The sequence below is a fragment of the Paraburkholderia sp. ZP32-5 genome, from assembly GCF_021390495.1.
Lineage (GTDB): Bacteria > Pseudomonadota > Gammaproteobacteria > Burkholderiales > Burkholderiaceae > Paraburkholderia.
Map to the genome: position 1 here is coordinate 1506300 of NZ_JAJEJP010000001.1, position 23285 is coordinate 1529584.

The 23285-nt window shown below is 65.3% G+C and carries 16 protein-coding genes; 12 read left to right on the forward strand and 4 right to left on the reverse strand.

Annotation, left to right across the window (positions count from 1 at the left end; genetic code table 11):
* The first annotated feature begins 143 nt into the window (after nt 1-143).
* The gene (locus L0U82_RS06425; protein WP_233829244.1) at nt 144-1061 is read left to right on the forward strand and encodes a LysR family transcriptional regulator; all 918 of its coding nucleotides are present in this window, start codon (nt 144-146) and stop codon (nt 1059-1061) included.
* A gap of 26 nt (nt 1062-1087) precedes the next feature.
* Here L0U82_RS06425 and L0U82_RS06430 read toward each other — a convergent pair whose 3' ends face one another.
* A complete protein-coding gene (locus L0U82_RS06430; RefSeq protein WP_233829245.1) occupies nt 1088-2026 on the reverse strand; it encodes a LysR family transcriptional regulator in 939 nt (312 codons plus the stop codon).
* Between the two features lie 111 nt (nt 2027-2137).
* On the opposite strand from L0U82_RS06430, the gene L0U82_RS06435 reads away from it, so the two are divergent.
* The 8 genes from L0U82_RS06435 (at nt 2138) to L0U82_RS06470 (ending at nt 17180) form a co-directional block, all read left to right on the forward strand.
* Entirely contained in the window at nt 2138-3904 is a 1767-nt protein-coding gene (locus L0U82_RS06435) for an acyl-CoA dehydrogenase family protein (protein WP_233829247.1), read from the forward strand.
* The gene (locus L0U82_RS06440) at nt 3901-5184 is read left to right on the forward strand and encodes a CaiB/BaiF CoA transferase family protein (protein ID WP_442793599.1); all 1284 of its coding nucleotides are present in this window, start codon (nt 3901-3903) and stop codon (nt 5182-5184) included. Before L0U82_RS06435 ends, L0U82_RS06440 begins: the two co-directional genes overlap by 4 nt.
* A gap of 232 nt (nt 5185-5416) precedes the next feature.
* Nucleotides 5417-6766 carry an MFS transporter gene (locus tag L0U82_RS06445; protein WP_233829249.1) on the forward strand — a complete coding sequence of 450 codons (1350 nt, stop codon included), beginning with the start codon at nt 5417-5419 and terminating at the stop codon, nt 6764-6766.
* A gap of 186 nt (nt 6767-6952) precedes the next feature.
* The gene (locus tag L0U82_RS06450) at nt 6953-7738 is read left to right on the forward strand and encodes an aspartate/glutamate racemase family protein (RefSeq protein ID WP_233829251.1); all 786 of its coding nucleotides are present in this window, start codon (nt 6953-6955) and stop codon (nt 7736-7738) included.
* Nucleotides 7739-8124: 386 nt separating this feature from the next.
* Entirely contained in the window at nt 8125-14091 is a 5967-nt protein-coding gene (uvrA, locus tag L0U82_RS06455; RefSeq protein WP_233829253.1) for an excinuclease ABC subunit UvrA, read from the forward strand.
* Nucleotides 14092-14797: 706 nt separating this feature from the next.
* Nucleotides 14798-15790, forward strand: a complete 993-nt coding sequence (locus L0U82_RS06460) for a GlxA family transcriptional regulator (protein ID WP_233829255.1) — start codon at nt 14798-14800, stop codon at nt 15788-15790.
* Nucleotides 15791-15907: 117 nt separating this feature from the next.
* Nucleotides 15908-16459: a dTDP-4-dehydrorhamnose 3,5-epimerase gene (gene rfbC, locus L0U82_RS06465; protein ID WP_233833157.1), complete on the forward strand. Its 552-nt coding sequence runs from the start codon at nt 15908-15910 to the stop codon at nt 16457-16459.
* 88 nt (nt 16460-16547) lie between these two features.
* A complete protein-coding gene (locus tag L0U82_RS06470) occupies nt 16548-17180 on the forward strand; it encodes a GNAT family N-acetyltransferase (RefSeq protein ID WP_233829257.1) in 633 nt (210 codons plus the stop codon).
* 239 nt (nt 17181-17419) lie between these two features.
* Here L0U82_RS06470 and L0U82_RS06475 read toward each other — a convergent pair whose 3' ends face one another.
* Together L0U82_RS06475 and L0U82_RS06480 are read right to left on the reverse strand one after the other, a co-directional pair.
* Nucleotides 17420-17581, reverse strand: coding sequence for a DUF1328 family protein (locus L0U82_RS06475; RefSeq protein WP_233829259.1), 162 nt, complete (start codon nt 17579-17581; stop codon nt 17420-17422).
* A gap of 187 nt (nt 17582-17768) precedes the next feature.
* On the reverse strand, nt 17769-18446 hold the full coding sequence (locus tag L0U82_RS06480) for a LysE/ArgO family amino acid transporter (RefSeq protein WP_233829261.1): 678 nt from the start codon (nt 18444-18446) through the stop codon (nt 17769-17771).
* A 116-nt stretch (nt 18447-18562) separates the two neighbouring features.
* Here L0U82_RS06480 and L0U82_RS06485 point away from each other — a divergent pair, with 116 nt between their 5' ends.
* Nucleotides 18563-19456 carry a LysR family transcriptional regulator ArgP gene (locus L0U82_RS06485; RefSeq protein ID WP_233829263.1) on the forward strand — a complete coding sequence of 298 codons (894 nt, stop codon included), beginning with the start codon at nt 18563-18565 and terminating at the stop codon, nt 19454-19456.
* Between the two features lie 40 nt (nt 19457-19496).
* Here the strand turns inward: L0U82_RS06485 and L0U82_RS06490 are convergent, their stop codons facing one another.
* The gene (locus L0U82_RS06490; protein ID WP_233829265.1) at nt 19497-20447 is read right to left on the reverse strand and encodes a LysR family transcriptional regulator; all 951 of its coding nucleotides are present in this window, start codon (nt 20445-20447) and stop codon (nt 19497-19499) included.
* A 122-nt stretch (nt 20448-20569) separates the two neighbouring features.
* Between L0U82_RS06490 and L0U82_RS06495 the strand changes: the two genes are divergently transcribed.
* Nucleotides 20570-21742: a M20 aminoacylase family protein gene (locus L0U82_RS06495; protein ID WP_233829267.1), complete on the forward strand. Its 1173-nt coding sequence runs from the start codon at nt 20570-20572 to the stop codon at nt 21740-21742.
* A 96-nt stretch (nt 21743-21838) separates the two neighbouring features.
* Nucleotides 21839-23284, forward strand: coding sequence for an MFS transporter (locus L0U82_RS06500; protein ID WP_233829268.1), 1446 nt, complete (start codon nt 21839-21841; stop codon nt 23282-23284).
* The last annotated feature ends 1 nt before the right edge of the window (nt 23285 follow it).

Sequence of the window (23285 nt, forward strand, 5' to 3'; positions counted from 1 at the left end):
CCGCGTTCCGATCGGGCGGCTTCATGAGCGATGTCATGAGTAGCGCCATGAGCGACCTCATGAGCCGCTCCATCAGCGAGTGCGACTTCACTGGGTCGCCTCGCTACCATCGTCCCCGGCACACCTATTCGAGGGAACCCAACATGCTGTCGGAAGACGAACTGGCGCTGCTCGACGCGATCCGCGCGACGGGCAGCCTGTCGCGCGCGGCTGCGCGGCTCGGCAAGGCGCCATCGACGGTATCGCACGCGGCGCGCCAACTGGAAGCGCGCTTCGACGCGCTGCTGTTCGACCGGCGCCGCTACCGTCTGCAACTGACGCCGGCCGGCCAGTTGCTCGCGGACGAAGCCACGCGGCTGATGCTCGACATGGCGCGCATGACGCAGCGCGTGAAGCAGATCGCGAGCGGCTGGGAGGACCGGCTGTGGATCGTCAGCGATGAAATCATCGAATTCGACTTGCTGATGCCGGTGGTGCGCGCGTTCGACGAACTCGGCTCGGGCGTGCGACTGCGCTTCACGCACGAGGTGCTCGGCGGCACGTGGGAGGCGTTGCGCGACGGCCGCGCGGATCTGATCGTCGGCGCGACCAACGAACCGCCGGCGATTGCCGGCCTGCGCTGGTTCGAGCTTGGCGTGATGGAGTGGGTGTTCGCGGTGTCGCCGCGTCATCCGCTTGCCGCTGTCGACGGACCGCTCAGCCGTGAGCGGATTCGCGAGCATCGCGCGGTTGTGGTCGCGGATTCGTCGCGCGCAAGCGCAGGCCGCGCGTATGGCGTGCTCGGCGGGCAGGCGTCGCTCGCGGTGCCGAGCATGCGGGCGAAGATTCTTGCGCAGACAGACGCGCTCGGCGTCGGCTGGCTGCCGCGCGAGCGCGTCGCGTCGTTATTGAAGCGCGGCGAGTTGATCGAAAAAGAGACCGCCGATCCGCGTGAGCCGAACGTGCTGTACGTCGCGTGGCGCGGCGATCACGAAGGGCGCGCGCTCGGCTGGTGGCTCGATCAGTTGCGGCAGCCGCGCCTCGCCGAACGTCTGGTGCGCGGGCTCGATCTGGTGAGCTAGGTTCGCGAGGCGCGAGGCCGGCGCGCTCATCGCGAACGCGCTTTCGACGACTTCGCGGACAGCCCATGCGGCACTTTCTGCGCAGCCGCTCCAGCGTCGCGCAGATACTCGACAAACCGCTCCGCCACCGGCTCCGCATCTCCCGCGCGCCGCAACAGCAGTACCTCCGACAGCAATTTCTCCCCGAGCAGCGGCACAAAGCACACGCGCGGATCGTGTAGCTGCCGCAGCGTATAAGGCACTAGCGCGACGCCCATGCCGAAGCCGACCATCGTGACGACGGTCTGCCACAGCCGCGCCTCGTGACGGATCTGCGGACTGAAGCCGGCGCCGACGCACTGCGCGATGATCAGATCGTGATAATGCGGCGACACGGTGCGCGGAAACAGAATGAATGGCGCCTCCGCGAGTGCGCGCAGATCGACCTTGCGCTTGCGCGCGAGCGGATGATCGACCGGCAGGCAGCACAGGAACGGCTCGGAAAATACCGTCGTCGACGTCACGTCCGACGGAAAATTACCCCAATGCGCGTAGCCCATATCGATCTGCATGCGCTGGATCGCATGCACCTGTTCGCTCGTATTCATCTCCTTCAGCACGATTTCGACGCCCGGATGATCGGCCTCGAAACGGCTCACGGCCTGCGGCATGCCGCGGTACAGCATCGAGTTCACGAAGCCGATCCGCAGACGGCCCGCGAGGCCATGCGCGGAGCGCACCGTAATGCGCTCGGCCTCGCTTGCCTGCAGCAGCAGACGGTGCGCCTCGCCGAGCAACACCTGACCCGCGTTGGTCAACGCGACCGACTTGTTCGTGCGCGCGAGCAACTGCACGCCCAGTCGCTCCTCGAACTTGCGGATGTCGAAACTGAGCGCCGGCTGCGAAATAAACAGACGTTTCGCCGCGCGGCCGAAATGCAGCTCTTCGGCGACCGCCACGAAATAGCGCAATTGCTTCAGATCCATCGTCGTCTCCATTGTTGTTATCGATAATTTCTGTTTATCGTACCGGACATAAGTTGTATTAGACGATTATCAAACCCGCTTCTATGCTGCTTTCCACAATAGGAGACACGCATGAGCGAAATCGTCGAGCAGCCGGCCACCGGCGCGTCCAACATTCCCGATAGCCGCGGCATCAACTTCTTTTCCAGCGATCCCGATCTGGCGCGCCTGCTGAGGCTGCATCTCGGCGACGCGCTTTACGGCGAACTCGAAAGCCAGTTCGTCTCGCTCGGTCAGCGCGCCTCCGACGAACTCGACCTGTGGGCGCTGTCCGCGGATAAAAACCCGCCCGTACTGCACCACCGCACGCGCCGCGGCGAAGCGCTGCAAAGCATCGACAAGCATCCCGACTACATCGCGCTCGAACGCGTCGCCTATGCCGAGCTGGGTCTCGCATCGATGAGCCACGACACGCGCGACGGTAAAAAAACGCCGCCGCCGCTCGTCAAATACGCGCTGACGTTCCTGTTCGTGCAGGCCGAATTCGGCCTGTGCTGTCCGGTCAGCATGACCGATTCTCTAACCCGCACATTGCGCAAGTTCGGCGCGCCGGAACTGGTCGCGCGGTTCCTGCCGATGCTCGCGTCGCGCGATTTCGACACGCTGTACCAGGGCGCGATGTTCATGACCGAGCAGGCGGCGGGCTCCGACGTCGCGCGCATCGCGACCCGCGCGGTGCGCGAAAGCGCAGCGAACGGTGAACAACAGTGGCGGCTATACGGCGACAAATGGTTCTGCTCGAATGCCGATGCCGATCTCGCGATGGTGCTCGCGCGGCCCGACGACGCGCCCGACGGCATCAACGGCCTCGGGCTGTTCCTGTTGCCGAAGACGCTGCCGGACGGCTCGCGCAACCATTACCGGATCGTGCGTCTGAAGGACAAGCTCGGCAGCCGCTCGATGGCAAGCGGCGAGATCGTGCTCGAAGGCGCGCTCGCGTATCTGATCGGCGAAGTGGGGCGCGGTTTTCATCAGATGGCCGACATGATCAACATGTCGCGCTTGTCGAACGGCGTGCGCGCGGCGGGCCTGATGCGCCGCGCGCTGACCGAGGCGTTGCATATCGCGCGCCATCGCGATGCGTTCGGCCGCAAGCTGATCACGATGCCGCTGATGCAGCGCCAGTTGATCAAGATGATGCTGCCTACCGAACAGGCGCGTTCGATGTTCATGCGTATCGCGCTGCTGCTGCCACAGGCCGATGCGGGAGATCGCCATGCCGCGAAGTGCGTGCGCATCCTCACGCCGCTGATCAAGTTCCGCGCATGCCGCGACGCGCGGCGCGTGACCGGCGATGCGATGGAAGTGCGCGGCGGCACCGGCTATATCGAGGAATGGAGCGACGCGCGGCTGGTGCGCGACGCGCATCTCGGCTCGATCTGGGAGGGCACCAGCAATATCGTCGCGCTCGATATCGCGCGGGCCGCGAAGCGCGACGGTGCGCTCGAACCTTTGCGCACGTATCTGCAGGATCTGCTCGGCGCGGCCAGCTTGCCCGACGCGAGCCTCGCGTTGCTGCGCCGGAGCGTCACGCGTGCGTGCGACATGCTCGCCGGCGTCGCCGATTCGGGCCGTGACGAATCGGTTCGCCAGGCCGGCTCCGCGCTGTATCACGCGACCACCGCGGTACTGATGGCCTGTGAAGGCGCGCGCCTCGGGCCCGATTACCGTCGTCTCGCGCTCGCGCATCTGCTGGTGCGGCACAAGCTGATGCCGCTTGATCCGCTCGAATTGCGCGGCGCGCAGGACGAAGCCGCGGTGATCGACGCGCTCGTCAACGATCGCCCGGTCACGCTCGAACAGGCGCTGCAAGTGCTGCCGCAAGGCGGTATGCAATGAGCGCCGCCACGACACCGGATCAGCACGGTATGCATGACATGAACAACTGCCACGGCGCGCTGCAAGGCATCAAGGTCGTCGACCTGAGCCGCGTGCTCGGCGGTCCGTACTGCACGCAGGCACTCGCCGATCACGGCGCGCAGGTGATCAAGCTCGAACCGCCCGACGGCGACGAAACGCGTGGCTGGGGGCCGCCGTTTTTCGGCGATAGCGCGTGGTATTTCGCGGGCGTGAACCGCAACAAGCAGGGCATCGCGGTCGATCTGTCGTGCGACGAAGGCCGCGCGATTCTGTGGAAGCTGCTCGAAGACGCGGACGTGCTGGTCGAAAACTTCAAGCCCGGCACGCTCGCGCGGTGGGGCATGGATTACGAACGCGTGCTGCGCGAGCGTTTTCCGAAGCTGATCCATTGCGCGGTATCGGGCTTCGGCGCCGATGGTCCGCTCGGCGGGCTGCCCGGCTACGACGCCGCGATCCAGGCGATGACCGGGCTAATGAGCGTGAACGGCGAGCACGACGGCCCCGCGACGCGCGTTGGCCTGCCGGTCGTCGATATGGTCACCGGTCTGAATGCGCTCGCCGGCATCCTGCTCGCGCTCGCCGAGCGCGAAAAGAGCGGGCGCGGCCAGTCGATCGATATCGCGCTGTACGACTGCGGCGTGTCGCTGCTGCATCCGCATCTGCCGAACTATTTCGGCTCGGGCCGCACGCCGCGGCGCACCGGCAACGCGCATCCGAACATCACGCCCTACGACAGCTACCGCACCGCGACCGAACCGATCTTTCTCGCGGTCGGCAACGACCGGCAGTTCGCGAAGCTGTGCGCGCATCTCGGCGCGCCCGAACTCGCCGGCGATCCGCGTTTCGCCGACAACCGTAGCCGCTGCGCGCATCGCGAACCGCTGAAGGCGGCGCTCGAAACGCTGCTGGCGAAACACGACTGCGAACCGCTCGCGCAGGCGCTGATCCGGCTCGGCGTACCGTGCGGGCCGGTGCAAACCGTCGACGTGGTCGCGAGGCATCCGCATACGCTGCATCGCCGCATGGTGATCGAGCTGGGCGAGTACCGCGGCACCGCGTCGCCGATCAAGCTGTCGCGCACGCCGGCCACCTACCGCAGCGCACCGCCGACGCTCGGCGCCGACACGCGCGACGTGCTGGACGCGCTCGGCATCGACGCGGAGACGCAGCAGCGTCTGTTTGAAGCAGGGGTATTGAAGTCTGCCGCGGCAACTAGCGCCGAGGCGGACGCTGACGTGGACGCCGACGCCGCGGCGTAGGCACCCGGCAGCTAACGCCTCGCGGCAGCCAGCGAGGCAGTTTTCCGGCGACGGCACGTAGAAGCCGCGCTATCCAGAAGCAAGGCCCAGCCATCATGTTGCATGGCGGCGGGTCGATGCTTGGCATGGAACCGGAGCGGGAGCTTTGCATGGGACCGGAGTAGGCGCTAAAGCGCCAACTCCGGATCGACAGCTCAAGCGCCAACTCCGGATCGAAACAGGAGACATCGATATGCATCGCGAGCCACACGAGCATGCCGCCGAGCGGCAACCCTCGACACAACCTTCGGCGCAACCCAGGCGCGCGGCCGCCGCCGCGTTTGTCGGCACCACGATCGAGTGGTACGACTTTTACATCTACGCAACCGCGTCCGCACTGATCTTCGGCAAGCTGTTCTTTCCGGGCAGCGATCCGTTCTTCGCGACACTCGCATCGTTCGGCACGTTCGCGGTCGGCTTCTTCGCGCGACCGTTCGGCGGCCTCGTGTTTGGCCACCTCGGCGATCGTATCGGCCGCAAGAAGGCGCTGGTCGCGACGCTCGCGATCATGGGCGTCGGCACGGTCGGCATCGGCTTTCTGCCGACCTATGCGAGCGCTGGCGTGATGGCGCCGGTGCTGCTGGTGCTGCTGCGCGTCGCGCAGGGCATCGCGATCGGCGGCGAGTGGGGCGGCGCGGTGCTGATGGCGAGCGAGCACGCGCCAAAGAACCAGCGCACGTTCTTCGCGTCGTTCGCGCAGCTCGGCAGTCCGGCGGGTCTGATTCTGTCGCTGCTGGCGTTTCGCGCGGTCGCGTCGATGGACAAGGACGCGTTTCTCGACTGGGGCTGGCGTCTGCCGTTTCTCGCCAGCGCGGTGCTGCTGGTGGTCGGGCTGCTGATCCGCGCGGGCGTCGGCGAATCGCCGGAATTCAACACGCTGAAGGAACAGCGCCGCGTCGCCACGTTGCCGATCGCCGAAGTGCTGCGCGACGCGTGGCGCACCGTGCTGCTGTGCCTCGGCGCGAACGTGATCGGCGTGGCTGGGGCGTGGTTCGTCAACACCTTCATGCTCAATTACACGACGCAGACGCTCGGCCTCGACCGTTCGCTGATTCTCGATTGCCTGTTCATCGTCGCGTTCATCCAGCTGTTCACGCAGCTCGGCTCGGGCTGGTTCGCGCAGCGCATCGGCACCGGACGCTTCCTGAAGGGCGCGGCGGCGCTGGCGATGCTGTCGCCGTATCCGATGTTCGCGCTGGTCTCGACCGGGCAGCCGGTGGCGATCGTCGTCGGTATCGCGCTCGCGGTGATGTGCATGTCGAGTTCGTATGCGGTGATGGCGGGCTTCATGTCGACCGCGTTCCCGGTGCGCACCCGTTATTCGGCGATTTCGCTGTCGTACCAGGTGTGCGCGGCGCTGGCGGGCGGTTTGACGCCGCTGATCGGCACGTTGCTCGCGCATCGGTATCCGGGCGCGTGGTGGCCGCTGGCGGTGTTCTATACGTGTCTCGCCGGGGTGTCGCTGGTGTGTATCGGCACGCTCGAACGCCGCAAGCGCGAGCAGGCGGCAGGGGTGACCGAAGCTGAGGCCGAGGCGGCGTGAGCGACGGCGGCGGGTCCCGGCCACCGCCTGCAAATGTCCACACAAACACACAAATGCACCCACGCAAAGTGACGCTTTTTCGTGGTTAACCCCACGACATACGTGCGTCACATGATGTCATCCTCAAGCGCGCGTAGAGCCGCCCGTGAGCGGGCGGAACAACAAGACGATGGGGGAGACATCAACATGAACCGATTTCGATCGCTGGGCGTGGCGACGGGCGCGGCACAGTTCGCGAGCGCCGACATCCTCAGCCGGATGAGCACGGCCTCGCGCCGGCCCGGCGCCGCGCGTCCGTTCGATCTGATTCTCGAGCCGCGCGCGTGGCAAGGGCCGACGGTGCCGGACGCCACCGATCCGCGCTTCAAGAGCCACGTCTTCGACACGATCCGCGCATTCGAAAAGCGTGGTGTCGATGCGATCGTGCTGCCGTGCTTTCTGAGCCACACCTTCATCGACGAACTCGCGGCCAAGGTCGCCGTGCCGGTCGCCAACATCATGACCGCGTTGTCCGCGCACGTGCGGCACACGTATCCGTCGGCACGGCGCATTGGCGTGCTGACGTCGGCGGCGCTGCGCGAGAACCGGCTGTTCGAGCGCTACTTCGACGCCGGTGCGTTCGACGTGTGCCACCCGCGTAACGACACCGGTTTCGACTGCGTGACGAGCGCGGTCTACGGCGACGAGGGCATCAGGAACGGCCGTCTGTTTGGCCGGCAGCTCGAATTGCTGCGCGCGGCCTGCGCGGATCTGGTCGCGCAGGGCGTCGACGTGATCGTGCCGGGGCTCGCTGAGATCGGTCTGGTGCTGCCCGCGCTCGGGCGCATCGAGGTGCCGCTGGTCGACGCGAACCAGGTGTACGCGCGCTACGTCGCGACGGCCCAGTACACACAGCCGGAAAAGCCTGCGGAGTGCACGGCGGCGCCGGTCGCGGGGCGCTGGCGCGAGAAGAGCGCGGCCGGCCAGGTTTAGGGGCAGGGCCGGTTGCGCTTTTTCGTAGTCGCTGTTGCTTACTTCAAGTTCTGGCGCCGCCGCACCACATGCGGCGCCCAGCCTTCGCCACGGCCATTTGCCGATACGGTTTCGACTGCTCGGCCTGCCGGCGTCATGGAAAACTGTATAAACATACAGTATAGTATCCCGTTGCAACCAGGTATCCGGCGCATCACGCGGCTTTCCAGCTAGTCCGAACTCGGGCCCAATCCAGGCTCGATTCAGGCTGATGATTCATGCGGACTTCCGGCCCTTTTCAAAGCCGCGAGGAAGCATCGCCCATGCGCCCGTCCGCGTTGCACGGAACTTGCGCGGTCGCGAGCCGGCCGTGAGAGGTGGCCCATTCCTTCAGACGGTCGGAAAAATTGTCCTCCAACGACGCAACCCCTGATTCCATCGCCGGCGCAACCGCCAGCCCAACCCCCAGCAAAATCAAAGGCACGATCCGCATCCGCGGCGCGCGCCAGCACAATCTGAAGAACGTCGATCTCGACGTGCGCACCGGCGAAATGACGGTCGTCACCGGGCCGTCCGGCTCGGGCAAATCGAGCCTCGTGTTCGACACGCTGTACGCGGAAGGGCAGCGCCGCTACGTCGAAACCTTCAGCGCCTACGCCCGCCAGTTCCTCGACCGCATGGACCGGCCGCAGGTCGACCGCGTGGACGGCGTGCCGCCTGCGATCGCGATCGACCAGACCAATCCGGTACGCAGTTCGCGTTCCACGGTCGGCACGATGACCGAGCTGAACGACCACCTGAAGCTGCTGTACGCGCGCGCGGCCGAGCTGTTCGACCGCCAGACCTCGCTGCCGGTGCGTCACGACACGCCGGAGACGATCTACGCGGAATTGCTCGAACGTACCGCGCAAGACGAGCCGCGCCTCGTGGTCACATTCCCGGTCGAGCTGCCGGAGTCGGCGTCCGAGCAGGAGGTCGAGCAGTGGCTGTCGGCGAGCGGCTATACGCGCGTGCAGGCACAGCGCGAAGTCGATTCGCCGACCGGCAAGCGCAAGCTGCTCGACGTCGTCGCCGACCGCTTCCGGCTGCGCTCGGTCGACAAGGCGCGCGTGGTCGAGGCGATCGAAGCGTCGCTGAAGCGCGGCGGCGGGCGCGTCAATATCTACGTGCTGCCCGCTACGTCCGATGAGCCGCAAGCGCCGACCGCCGAGCCGCAAATCTGGCGCTTCTCCACCGGCCTGCACAGTCCCGACAGCGATCTGCGGTACGCCGATCCGCAGCCGGCGCTGTTCTCGTTCAACTCGGCCTATGGCGCGTGCGAGGTTTGCCGCGGGTTTGGCCGCGTGATCGGCGTCGATCTCGGCCTCGTGATTCCCGACGCGCGCAAAACCTTGCGCGAAGGCGCGATCAAGCCGATGCAAACGCCGGCCTGGAAGGAGTGCCAGGACGACCTGATGCGCTACGCGGCGAAAGCCGATATCCGTCGCGATACGCCGTGGGGCGAACTGAGCGAGCGCGAGCGTCAGTGGGTGATCAACGGCTCGCCGGACTGGAACGGCAAGTGGCAGACGCATTGGTATGGCGTCAAACGCTTCTTCGAATATCTCGAATCGAAGGCGTACAAGATGCATATCCGCGTGTTGCTGTCGAAGTACCGCAGCTACACGCCGTGCGAAACCTGCGGCGGCGCGCGTCTGAAAACCGAATCGCTGCTGTGGCGTCTCGGTAGCAAGGCCAACGCGAACGACGTGCTGAAGCCCGCGCAACGCTTCCTGCCGCGCGGCGTCGAGTGGTCGCGCGCGCAGCTCGAAGCATTGCCGGGTCTGACCGTGCATGACCTGATGCTGATGCCGATCGAGCGTATCCGCCGCTTCTTCGACGACATCACATTGCCGAGTGCATTGCTCGACGACGCGCTGAAGCTGCTGCTCGCCGAGGTGCGCACGCGTCTGAAGTATCTGTGCGACGTTGGCCTCGGCTATCTGACGCTCGATCGCCAGAGCCGCACGCTGTCGGGCGGCGAGGTGCAGCGGATCAACCTGACCACCGCGCTCGGCACGTCGCTGACCAAAACCCTGTTCGTGCTCGACGAGCCGAGCATCGGCCTGCATCCGCGCGACTTGAACCGTATCGTCGAAGCGATGCACCGGCTGCGCGACGCCGGCAATACGCTGGTCGTGGTCGAGCACGATCCGTCGGTGATGCTCGCCGCCGACCGTCTGATCGACATGGGCCCGGGGCCTGGCGAGCGCGGTGGCTCGATCATTTTCGACGGCGCGCCCGAGGCGATCCGTTCGTCCGGCACGCTGACCGGCGAATATCTGGGCGGCCGGCGCCATGTGGCCGATGCCGCGCACTGGTCGCGCCGTGCGGTCGATGCGAACACGCCGCGCATCGTGCTCGAAGGCGCGAGCGAACACAATCTGCGCGACGTCACCGTGGAAATTCCGTTGCAGCGGCTCGTCTGCGTGACGGGCGTGTCGGGCTCCGGCAAGTCGACGTTGCTGCAGGACGTGCTGTATCCGGCGATGGCGCGGCACTTCGGCCTCGCGACCGAATCACCGGGCGCATATAAAAGCCTCACCGGCGCCGATCAGGTCACGGACGTGGTATTCGTCGACCAATCGCCGATCGGCAAGACCGCGCGCTCGAACCCGGCCAGCTACGTCGGCGCGTTCGATGAAATCCGCAAGCTGTTCGCGAAAGCGCCGCTCGCGCAGCAGCGCGGCTACGGCCCCGGCATGTTCAGCTTCAATTCGGGCGATGGCCGTTGCCCGACCTGCGGCGGCTCGGGCTTCGAACACATCGAAATGCAGTTCCTGTCCGACGTGTATCTGCGCTGCCCCGATTGCGACGGCCGTCGCTATCGCGCGGAACTGCTCGAAGTGAAGATCGAGCGCGGCGAACCGGCTCGCGCGCTGAGCATCGCCGACGTGCTCGAACTGACCGTCAGCGAGGCCGCTTCGTATTTCGCGAACGACGCCGAAGTACTGCGCGTGCTGCAGCCGATCGTCGACGTCGGGCTCGAATACGTGAAGCTCGGCCAGCCGGTGCCGACGCTGTCGGGCGGTGAAGCGCAGCGTCTGAAGCTCGCGGGCTTTCTCGCCGAATCGGCACAGGCGCGCGGTACGCGCGGCGCGAAGCAGGGCGATCTGCCGAAGCGTCTGTTCATGTTCGACGAGCCGACCACGGGCCTGCATTTCGACGACATCGCGAAGCTGATGCAGGCGTTCGGCAAGCTGCTCGCGAGCGGTCATTCGCTGATCGTGATCGAACACAATCTCGACGTGATCCGCGCGGCGGATTGGCTGATCGACCTCGGCCCCGAAGGCGGCGACGGCGGTGGCCTCGTGCTGTGCGCGGGCACGCCGGACGACGTCAAAGCCTGCGCCGGCTCGCATACCGGCGAGGCACTGCTGCAATACGACCGCGCGATGGATGCGATGAGCGCGGCTGGTAGCGTCGAGGCGCAACACGAGTCGCAAGGCATTCCGCTGCAAAAAGCGCTGAGCGCCGCGCGCGCACGGCGCGCGGTCGAGGGCGAGGACGTGGTGCGCATCGTCAACGCACGCGAGCACAACCTGAAAGCGCTCGATGTCGACATTCCGCACGGCAAGTTCAACGTGATCACCGGCGTCTCGGGTTCGGGCAAATCGACGCTCGCATTCGACATCCTGTTCCACGAAGGGCAGCGGCGTTATCTCGAATCGCTGAATGCGTATGCGCGTTCGATCGTGCAGCCGGCCGGCCGCCCTGAGGTCGACGCGGTGTACGGCATTCCGCCGACCGTCGCGATCGAGCAGCGGCTGTCGCGCGGCGGCCGCAAGAGTACCGTCGCGACCACTTCCGAGGTGTGGCACTTTCTGCGTCTGCTGTACGTAAAGCTCGGCCTGCAGCATTGCATCCACGATGGCACGCCGGTCACGTCGCAAAGCGTCGAGTCGATCGCCGCGCAGTTGCTGCGCGATCACAAGGGCCAGCATGTCGGTTTCCTCGCGCCGCTCGTCGTCAATCGCAAGGGCGTCTATACCGATCTCGCGAAATGGGCGAAAGCGCGCGGCAATACGCATCTGCGCGTCGACGGCGAGTTCGTGCCGGTCGATCCGTGGCCGAAGCTCGACCGCTTCCGCGAACATACGATCGAACTGCCGGTGACGGATCTCGTCGTGTCGGCGGATCACGAAGCCGAGTTGCGCGCGGCGCTCGATCAGACGCTCGAAATCGGCAAGGGCGTCATGCATCTGCTCGCGCCGCTCGACGGTTTGCATGACGCGATCAACGGCGGCCAGTCCACCGCGAAGCTCGGCGAAGTGAAGGTGCTGTCGACCAAACGCGCATGTCCGGTGTGCGGCACCAGCTATCCGGAACTCGATCCGCGGATGTTCTCGTACAACAGCAAGCATGGCTGGTGCACGAGCTGTGTCGGCACGGGCCTGTCGCTGACGCGCGAACAGCGCGCCGCGTACGACGACACGATCGCCGTCGACGACAATCGCGGCCGTGAACAGAGCCTGCCTTCCGAGGAGCAGGAACCGGAAGGGCTGGTCGACGAACCGTGTCCGGATTGCGCGGGCACGCGGCTGAATCCGGTCGCGCGCGCGGTTACGTTCGATTCCCAGGCGATCGTCGACGTCGCGCAATGGACGGTGTCCGACACGCGCAAGTGGATCGATACGCTCGAAATGACCGGACGCGATGCCGAAATCGCGCGCGATGTAGTCAGCGAAATCGGCAGCCGTCTGCAGTTTCTCGAAGAGGTCGGGCTCGGCTATCTGAGCCTCGATCGCGCGGCGCCGAGTCTGTCGGGCGGCGAGGCGCAGCGCATCCGGCTGGCCGCGCAGTTGGGCAGCAACCTGCAAGGCGTGTGCTACGTGCTCGACGAACCGACCATCGGTCTGCATCCGCGCGACAACCAGATTCTGCTGAACGCGCTGCGCAAGCTCGGCGACAAGGGCAATACGCTGGTCGTCGTCGAGCATGACGAGGACACGATCCGGCGCGCGGATCACATCATCGATATCGGGCCGGGCGCGGGCAAGCGTGGCGGCTCGCTGATCGCGCAGGGCAGTGTCGCGGATCTGTCCGCGCAGCCCGACTCGCTGACCGGGCGCTTCCTCGCGCAGCCGATCGTGCATCCGTTGCAGCCGCGCCGCGAAGTCGTCGCGCCGGGCAAGCGTGGAGCCGCGACGCCGGAGAACTGGCTGACCGTGCACGGCGGCAAGCTGCACAATCTGCGCGACGTGACGGTTGGCATTCCATTGGCGCGGCTGGTTGCGGTGACGGGCGTCAGCGGCTCCGGCAAGTCGACGCTCGCGCGCGATGTGCTGATGACGAATCTGCTCGATGCGGTCGGCCGCTCGGTGCTGTCGTCGCCGGCGACGCGCCGCGCGCGCGCCGCGGCCGAGCAGAAGCCCGCTGCGAACCGGCGTTCCAGCGTGCTCGCGCGCTCCGCGCCGCGTGCACCGCTGAACGTCACGCATGTGTGGCAGGGCTGCGATTCGATCACCGGTTGGGAAAGCATCGACCGTGTGCTCGAAGTCGATCAGACGCCGATCGGCAAAACGCCGCGTTCGTGTCCGGCCACCTATATCGGCGTGTGGGATGCGATCCGCAAGCTGTTCGCCGGCACGCTCGAAGCACGCGCGCGCGGCTATAGCGCGTCGCGCTTCTCGTTCAATACCGGCGAAGGGCGTTGCCCTGCCTGCGAGGGGCAGGGTGTGCGCACGATCGGCATGAGCTTTCTGCCCGATGTGAAGGTGCCGTGCGATGTCTGTCATGGTCAGCGCTTCAACCCGGAGACGCTGGCGGTCACGTGGCGCGGCAAGAACATCGGCGACGTGCTGACGATGGAAATCGACGAAGCGGTCGAGTTCTTCGCATCGATCACGAACATCGGCCATCCGCTGCAGTTGATGAAGGACGTCGGGCTCGGCTATCTGACGCTCGGCCAGCCGTCGCCGACGTTATCCGGCGGCGAGGCGCAGCGCATCAAGCTCGTTACCGAACTGAGCAAGGTGCGTGACGACATCACGCGGCGCGGCCAGAAGCCGCCGCATACGTTGTACGTGCTCGACGAACCGACGGTCGGTCTGCATATGGCGGACGTCGCGAAGCTGATTCGCGTGCTGCATCGGCTGGTCGACGGCGGCCATAGTGTCGTGGTCATCGAGCACGATCTCGACGTGATTGCCGAAGCGGACTGGATCATCGACCTCGGTCCGGAGGGCGGTGTCGGTGGCGGCACGATCGTCGCGGCCACCGATCCCGAGGGGCTGTCGCGTGTCGCCGCGAGTCATACCGGTGCGGCGTTGCGGCCGGTGCTGGCGCGTACGCAGGATGCCGCGCTAATGGCCGGCGAGGGGACGAACGGCTGACCACCGGGTGAGTGGGATGAAACGGCGCGGCACAGCCGCGCCGTTTTCATTTTCAAAGCACGCGCGCGGCTCCTGCGAATTTCTGCTGCGCTGCATACGATCCCGACGCGTCCCGCGAACCCCGGTCACCGCCTTAATTCATACGAATAAAAAAGGGCTGTTTCAATCTAGAAACATTTTTGAACAGACGATAAATTCTCGCTGAAATATTAATTTGCAATGTTGCCGATATATGTCGAAATAACCTATTGCTCAAGCTGTAAATTCCCGCTTTGCGAATAAAATGCCGGATTGAAGTCGGATATCGCCGTCATTTGCCGTTCAGGTTTGAAACATTTCTGAACGGCCGGCTGTGAGGGGCACTGTCGAATCACCCGGCTTCGCATTACCGGGAACTGATGCGAATCGCCGTGAGAGGCTTCTGTAAAGGCTTTGCGTTAAGATATCGAACACGTGACGGCTGCATCGAGCGCTGGCGGACGGCCCCTGAACGCGATCATCAAACGCGCAATAAACGCATTTCCTCATACATTGCTTTCATGATGAAATTCGTTTTTCAAATTTACTATAGCGGTCCATTCCGCTAACATCACGCTTAAATCCTTTAAGCGCGTTGGCTGCGTTTCAGTCGTAATAAATTATTCTTTCGTTCCGCCTGATTGCGGGGCATCGGGGTCCATAACGTACGACCGTTTGAGGAAAGATCATGCCGCACATGCACCTTGATACCGCGAGAATTACGTGGCTTCACACGCCGTCCTTGAATGTACGTACTGCAGCGCGGCGAATCGGCATCCTGCTGTTCGACGGCTTCTGGCTGCTCGGCCCCGGTACCGTGGTCGAGATGTTCCAGAGCGCTAACGAACTCGCGGGCGCGCGAGCCGGCGAAGATCCACCGTATGACGTGCAGTTCCTGTCGATGGATGGCGGCAACGTCGCGAGTTCGTCGTCGGCGCGCATCTGGACCGACCGGATCGATACGCGCTTCGGCGCCGGCTTCGACGTGCTGTTTATCGCGGGCGGCTACGGAGCGCTCGCGGCCGCGCGCGATGAACGGCTGCTCAACTGGCTGCGCGCGGTGCAATCGCGCACCCGCGCAATCGAAACGATCGGCGAGGGCCGGCTGGTACTCGAAGCGGCCGGCCCGACCGAACACGACGGGCTGATGAACCGCTATCCGGGCGCCACCGCGGGCGAAGGCGCGTTCAGCGCGGCCAACGACCGCAACGACTGCGCACGCAGCGCGCTGATGTTCATCAAGCGCGATCTCGGCGCCGAACTCGCGCGCAGTGTCGCCGACCGCGTGTTGCCCGGCATGGCCGCGTCGTGGGTGCCGCTGCCGGCCGAGGGCGGCACGCTGAGCGTCGCCGAAAAAATCCGCGCGGCCGCGCGCTGGATGGAGGCGAATTGCGATCGTCCGGTGTCGGTTGCCGATGCCGCGCAGGTCGCCGCGATGAGCGAGCGCAATTTTCTGCGCCGCTTCAAGCACGAGATGCAGGTCACGCCATCCGATTACCTGTTGCAGGTGCGGCTGCGCATCGCGTGTAATTTCCTGACCGAGACCGAACTGCCGGTCGACAAGATCGCGCGTCGCAGCGGCACCGGCAACGGTGACCGTCTCGCGAAGATTTTCCGCAAACGCATGGCGTTGTCGCCAACCGAGTATCGTGCCCGTAGCCGGGCAGCCACTGAGGCGTAGCATGTCTGCATAGCGTGCGTTACGCGAGCCCGCGCGGCGGGCACGCGTCGTCCGTTGAACGCGGTCGCATGGGCGGCCGCGTTTTCGCTGGCCAGCCTTTTTACGAGCACAGTGGCGATGGGCAACAAGGTCATGGCGACGGCATTGCCGGAGGTCAAACTCGTCGAGCCGGAAGTGTTCGTCGACGAGTTCGGTTTCTGCTTCGAGACTTTCAGCGCCGACGAGTTTGCAGACGACGTCGCGCCGGGTTTCAACTTCGTGCAGGACCGGCATCTGCGCGCGGTGCGCGGCGTATTGCGCGGACTGCACTATCAGGTGCAGCGTCCGCAGGGGCGCCTGCTGCGCGTGGTGCGCGGCGAAGTGTTCGACGTGGCCGTCGACGTGCGCCTCAATTCGCCGAACTTCGGCAAGTGGAGCGGCGAGTTTCTGAGCGATACCAACCAGCGGCAGATCTGGGTACCGCCCGGATTCGCGCACGGCTTCGTCGTGCTGTCGGATGTCGCCGAGTGCGTGTGGAAGACCACTGAATACTGGTTTCCCGAACTCGAGCGCTGCCTGTTGTGGTCCGATCCCGATATCGGCATCGAATGGCCGATCGACTTCGAGCCGATTCTCGGCAGCAAGGACGCCGCCGGCCGGCGTCTGTACGAAGCGGAAAACATCCCGTGATTTGTCTGAGTTTTTACGACATTTTTTCTTGAGACGCTTGCGGGCCAAACCTACACTTCGAGCATTCTGTCAGCACGAGGTGTTCAACGTGAAGCGTCGTCGCGCGATCCAGCCGCAATCGGTTCCTGTCCACTACGTAGGTCATCGCACCGGTCATGTCGAAGTGCGCCGCTTCGATGCGTCGCGCGATTCGTTCGTCGCATTGACCGCGCTGCTGCATCGCGCGTTTGCGCCGCTCGGCGCACAGGGACTCAACTGCACGTGTGTCGATCAGACCATCACGACGACGCGTGAGCGCGCGACGCGCGGCGATTGCTACGTAGCGGTATGCGAAGGTCGCATCGTCGGCACGATGACGCTGTACGCGTCGGATCCGATGGCATCGTGCGAACAGTATCGGCACGACGACGTTGCGAGCTTGCGGCAATTCGCGGTCGAGCCGGCGTGGCAGGCGCGCGGTATCGGCACGTTGCTGATCGCCTTCGCCGAGCACTGGGCCGCGACGCGAGGCTATGCGGAACTCGCGCTCGATACGCCGCAGCCGGCCGCGCATCTGGTCGCGTTCTATCGCAGGCAGGGGTTTCGCATCGTCGATTTCACGCGCTTCGACGGCAAGTGCTACGACAGCGCGATTCTGAGCAAGCCGCCGGTCGCGGCGCGCACGCTGGCGAACTGGTCACGGCGTTTGTACGCGACGCGGCCGGTTGCGTGCGCGGCCTGAATATCTCTATTGCGTTGCCAGGGACGTGACACATACGGAGTCAATGCGGTCCCTGCGCGGCAATGCGCGATTTCGTAATTTCGTAGGAAGAGTCGATGCATCGGCAACTCTTGCAACGTCGCTCGGCAACTATTGCAACGCGCCGATGCGGAGTACATCGAAGGGCATGCGTTTCGGGCGCACGCCGCGGGCCTGCGGTTCGATCGCTCTCGCTGTGAACACAGGCCCGCGTGCAACGGTCAGCGTCTGATTACGCCCATCAGCAGCGTGACGAGGAAGATCACGATAAAGATAAAGAACAGTATCTTCGCGATTTCGGTTGCGCCTGCGGCGATGCCGCCAAAGCCGAACACCGCGGCGATGATGGCGATGATGAAGAAAATGACAGCGTATCGAAGCATGGTGCCTCCACCGGTGGATCGTTGATATGACGTTGGAACGGCCAGCCGTTGCGGGCTTCATGTGTGCTCATGGGCCTTCGCGGGCGAGATGCCGGCGAGCCAGATAGAGCAATAGGTGTGCCCACGAACACCGCAACCGCGGCCGGACGTCACATCAAACGCAACTCCACCTCAACGCAACCGCGCTTCAACGCAACTGCGTCAGCGCGATCAACAACACCATGCTGCCGATCGCGCCATCGAGCACGCGCCACGCACTCGCGCGGCGAAACAGCGGCGCCAGCATGCGCGCACCGTAACCGAGCCCGACGAACCAGACCGCGCTGACCGCCATCGCGCCGAGCGCGAACGCGAGCCGCGCGCCGTCGGGTTCACGCGCGCCGGCCGTGCCGATCAGCAGGAACGTATCCAGATACACGTGCGGGTTGAGCCATGTAAAGGCAAGCGTCATCAGCACGATCGGCAGCGCGCGTTGCACGGGCGGCGCGCCATTTGCGCCGATATTTGCGCCGGTGTTTGCAGCAGTATTTGCACTGCCATCGGCCGACGCGTCGAGTACCGCATGACCCGGCTTCACCGCGCGGCGCAGCGCGCTCACGCCGAACCACACGAGATACGCGAGCCCGACATACAGCATCGCATGAACGAAGCGCGGAAAGCGCTCCATCAGCACCGACGCGCCACCGACGCCCGCGCCGATCAGAATGAAATCCGACAGCGTGCACAGCAGCACGATCTTGCCGATGTGCGAGCGCATGATGCCCTGACGCAGCACGAACGCGTTTTGCGCGCCGATCGTCACGATCAGCGATGCGCACAGCGCGGCGCCGTGCGAAAAAGACGGCCAGTTGGAGAGCCAGTTCATAAAACGATCCAGAAAACGAAGAGAGCGGGATAGACGGAGCAAACGAACCGCGCTAGTCTGCGGTTTTGCCTCTCATAAGAGAAGCTAATTTAGTTAATGCCGATTAAGGAACGCTAATGCTCGACTATGCGTTGCTCGATGCGCTCGCCGCCGTGGTACGCCACGGTTCGTTCGACCGCGCGGCGAGCGAGCTCAATGTCACGCCGTCGGCGGTATCGCAGCGGGTCAAGCTACTGGAGGAGCGGGTCGGCAGCGTGCTCGTGAAGCGTGGCCAGCCATGCGTCGCGACCACCTCGGGCGCGCTGCTGTGCCGTCATACCGAGCGCGTGCTGCTGCTCGAAGCGGAGCTCAACGGCCGGCTGCCGGCGCTGCCCGGTGCGCTGGTCGAGGCGTGGCCGACGCTGCGCGTGGCCGTCAACAACGACAGCGTCGGCACGTGGTTCATCGACGCGGTCGCGCCGTTCTGCGTCGAGCGCGAGATGCTGCTCGATCTCGTGATCGACGATCAGGACCACACCGCGCAGCGCATTCGCGACGGCAGCGCGCAGGGCGCGGTCACCACGCAGGCCGAACCGGTGCAGGGCTGCCGTTCGGTGCGGCTTGGCCGCATGCGTTATCTGGCGGTCTGCTCGCCCGCGTTTCACGCGCGCTATTTCGCCGACGGCGTCACGCGCGACAGTTTGCGGCACACCCCGTGCGTCGATTTTGATCCGAAGGACCAGTTGCAGAAGCGTTTTATGCGACGCATCACGCGCACGGATATCGACCCGCCGCAGCACTGGATCCCGCACGTCAGCGGCTTTATGAGTGCCTGCATGATGGGGCTCGGCTGGGGCATGTGCCCGGAGCGGATGATCGCCGGGCAGCTCGCACGCGGCGAGCTGGTCGAGGTCGCGCCGGGCAAGCCGATCGACGTCGATCTGTACTGGCAGAGCTGGCGTCTGTCGATCGGCTGGCTCGACGATTTCAGCGCGATGCTCAGGCAGCGCGCCCGCGAATTTCTCGATTGATCTCGATTGACACAGCCGCGCGAGCGCGCGGCCGGCGCTGCTACAGCAACAGCTCGATCGAATGAAACAGCCGGCGCTGTTCCGGGTCCTGCGAGTGCGCGCTTTCGTCGATGGTCTCGCGCAGGCAGTCGAGAAAGCACTCGGCGGCAGGGCTCAGCGGCACGCCGCGCCGTGACGTGATGCTGACGATCGTTTCGTCGACGGTCTCGCGCAGCGGCAGCGCCCACAGGTTTTCCCTTCCGGGCAACACCTCGACGAGCGGCCACGGAAAAATGCTCAGCATGTCCGTGCGCGCGAGCAGACCGAGCACGACCGCCAGCGAATGCGCGAGCAGGATCGTATGCGGCACACGCATGCCGCGGCGGCGGAACAGCTTGTCCGCCATCGACTCGCGGCTCGCCGCGTCCCAGTTCAGGATCCACTGCTCGTCTTCGAGTTCGAGCAGCGATCGGCAGCCGGCCTTCGGATGATCCCGGCGCGCGACCACCGCCGAATGCGTCGAAAACAGCGGCACGTTATGAAACTCCGATTGCGGGGACGCGGGCGGCGGCCGGCCGATCGAGAAATCGAGGCTGCCGTCGCGCAGGCGCGGCTGTACGACCGCAAGCAAGCCCTCGAAGAATTCCAACTGCACCTCTGGCATCCGCTCGCGAAAGCGCTGCACCGCGGGCGGTAGAAAAGTCAGCGCGACCCACGGCGTGACGCCGATCGATAGCTTGCCGGCGGCCGCGCCGCGCAACGCGTCGATCTCGGCCTGCGCGCGCTGCAACTGACCGAGCACGAGCCGCGCATGCACGACGAGCGCGCGGCCGAACTCGGTGAACGCGACACCGCTCGCGCCGCGCAGGATGAGCGGCGCGCGCATGTCGGCTTCAAGCTCGCGCATCGCCTTGGTGACGGCGGCCGGCGACAGGCCCAGCGAGCGCGCCGCGGCCCGGATACTTCCGGTATCCGCGATCGCCGCCAGAGTACTGAGTTGATGCAGTTTCATCAGATCGATCCGTGACCAGGGTGGCAACCAGCGGTTGCTGTCGTGACGATTCTACGTCTGCCGCTCGAATATCGGCGTGGCTATGCTCGGCTCACGCTAACCCTGTTGCATCGGAGACAGACGTGAACACGATGGTTATTCCGGCGGGCATCGCCGAGGTCGAAGAGGAAATGATCGCGCTGCGCCGCCGCATCCACGCGCACCCGGAACTCGCTTACGAAGAGTTCGCGACCGGCGATCTGGTCGCCGAACGGCTGACGGAATGGGGCTACACCGTGCATCGCGGGCTCGGGCAGACCGGCGTGGTCGGTCAGTTGAAGCTCGGCAACGGCACGCGCCGGCTCGGCCTGCGCGCCGACATGGATGCGCTGCCGATCCACGAAACCACCGGTCTGCCGTACGCGAGCAAGGTGGCCGGCAAGATGCACGCGTGCGGCCACGACGGCCATACCGCGATGCTGCTGGCCGCGGCGAAGCACCTGGCGCGCGAAAAATCATTCGACGGCACGTTGAATCTGATTTTTCAGCCGGCCGAAGAGGGTCTGGCCGGCGCGAAGAAGATGCTCGAAGACGGCCTGTTCGAACGGTTCCCGTGCGATGCCGTGTTTGCGATGCACAACATGCCCGGACATCCGGCCGGCAAGTTCGGCTTTCTGCCGGGCTCGTTCATGGCGTCGTCGGATACGGTGATCATCAAGGTGACCGGGCGCGGCGGCCATGGCGCGGTGCCGCACAAGGCCATCGATCCCGTGGTTGTGTGCGCGCAGATCGTGCTGGCGTTGCAGGCGATCGTGTCGCGCAATATCGCACCGCTCGACATGGCGATCATCACGGTCGGCTCGATTCACGCGGGCGAAGCGCCGAACGTGATTCCGGAAAGCGCGGAAATGCGTCTGTCGGTGCGCGCGCTGCGGCCCGAGGTGCGCGACCATCTGCAGGAACGCATCACGGCGGTCGCGACCGGCCAGGCGGCGGTGTTCGGCGCGCGCGCCGAGGTCGACTATCAGCGCCGCTATCCGGTGCTCGTCAACGATACGGAAATGACCGCGCTCGCGCGTCAGGTTGCGCTCGACTGGCTTGGCGAGGACGGTCTGATCCGCGACATGCAGCCGCTCACCGGCAGCGAAGACTTCGCGTTCCTGCTCGAACGTTGCGCGGGCAGCTATCTGATCATCGGCAATGGCGACGGCGAGGGCGGCTGCATGGTCCATAACCCCGGCTACGACTTCAACGACGCTTGCCTCGCGACCGGTGCCGCGTATTGGGTGAAGCTCGCGCAGACGTTTCTGGTTTGACGCGCGCGACGCAGGACGCGAAAGCGCATCACACGGCAGAAGCGCTAGCGCTCGCCAACGCGGCGCCGCTCTGGCAAAAAAACGATGGAGACACAGATGGACTATTCCGCCACACCGCGACCCGTGGGCGCCGATGCGCTCGATGCACTCGACTCAGAGGGCCGCGCCGATCGCGCCGCGACTTCGGCCGCCGCGCCGCCCGAAAAACGGCTCGGCCACGCCAAGGCGATCGCCGCGATCACCCTCGGCAACGGCCTCGAATTTTTCGACTTCACGATCTACAGCTTTTTCGCGACGATCATCGGCAAGCAGTTTTTCCCGGTCGAAGGTCAGCTCGTGCAGTTGATGCTCGCGGTCGGCACGTTCGGTGTCGGCTTCATCATGCGGCCGGTGGGCGGCATCGTGCTTGGCGCGTATGCGGATCGCGCGGGACGCAAGGCCGCCATGAGCCTGACGCTGTGGCTGATGACGCTCGGCTCCGCGATCATCGCGTTTGCGCCGCCGTATGCGGCAATCGGCGTGACCGCGCCGCTGCTGGTGATTCTCGCGCGGCTGGTGCAGGGCTTCGCGCTGGGCGGCGAGGTGGGTGCGTCGACGGCGCTGCTGCTCGAATACGGCAGCGATCGCACGCGCGGTTTCTATGGCAGCTGGCAGTTCGTGAGCCAGGGGCTGAACACGGTGGTCGGTTCGTTGCTCGGCGTCGCGCTGGCCTCGACATTGGCGCCGGCCGCGCTGGAAAGCTGGGGCTGGCGCGTGCCGTTCGTGATCGGCATGGCGATGGGGCCGATCGGCATCTATATCCGGCGCCATCTCGACGAGACCTTGCCTGGCGTCGAGGGTGAAACGGTGAACAGCGTGGGCGTGCATGGTTCACACTCCGGTTCGCGGCCGGCTTCGCAATCCGCCTCGCAGCCAGCTTCACAACCCACCTCGCAGCCGGTCCGCGACCTGTTCCGCGATCACGCGCGCTCGATCACGACCGGCGTGGTGACGACAATCGGCGGCACCGCGGCGAACTACATCGTGCTGTTCTATCTGTCCACCTACGCGATCCGGATCCTGCATCTGCCGATGGCGTCGGCGTTGTGGGCCGCGTGGACCGGCGCGGTCGTCACGGTGATCTGCTCGCCGTTCGCCGGCATGCTGTCCGATCGCATCGGCCGCAAGCGCGTGCTGTGGGTGTCGCGCGTGCTGCTGATTCTGGCTGTCTATCCGGCGTTCATGACGATCAACGCGGCGCCGACGGTGCCGGTGCTGCTCGCGGTGGTCGCCGGTCTCGCGCTCGTCGTCACGTTCACCGCGGTGCCCAATATCGTGATGTTGCCGGAGCTGTTTCCGCGCGCGATTCGCGCGACCGGCATGTCGGTCGTCTACTGTCTCGGCGTGTCGATTTTCGGCGGCTTCGCGCAGTTTTTCGCGACGTGGCTGATCCAGATTTCGGGCAGCAATCTGGCGCCGGCGTGGTATCTGATCGGTTGCAGCCTGGTGTCGCTGCTGCCGCTGCCGTTTATGCGCGAGACGGCGGGCAAGCCGATCGATTGAT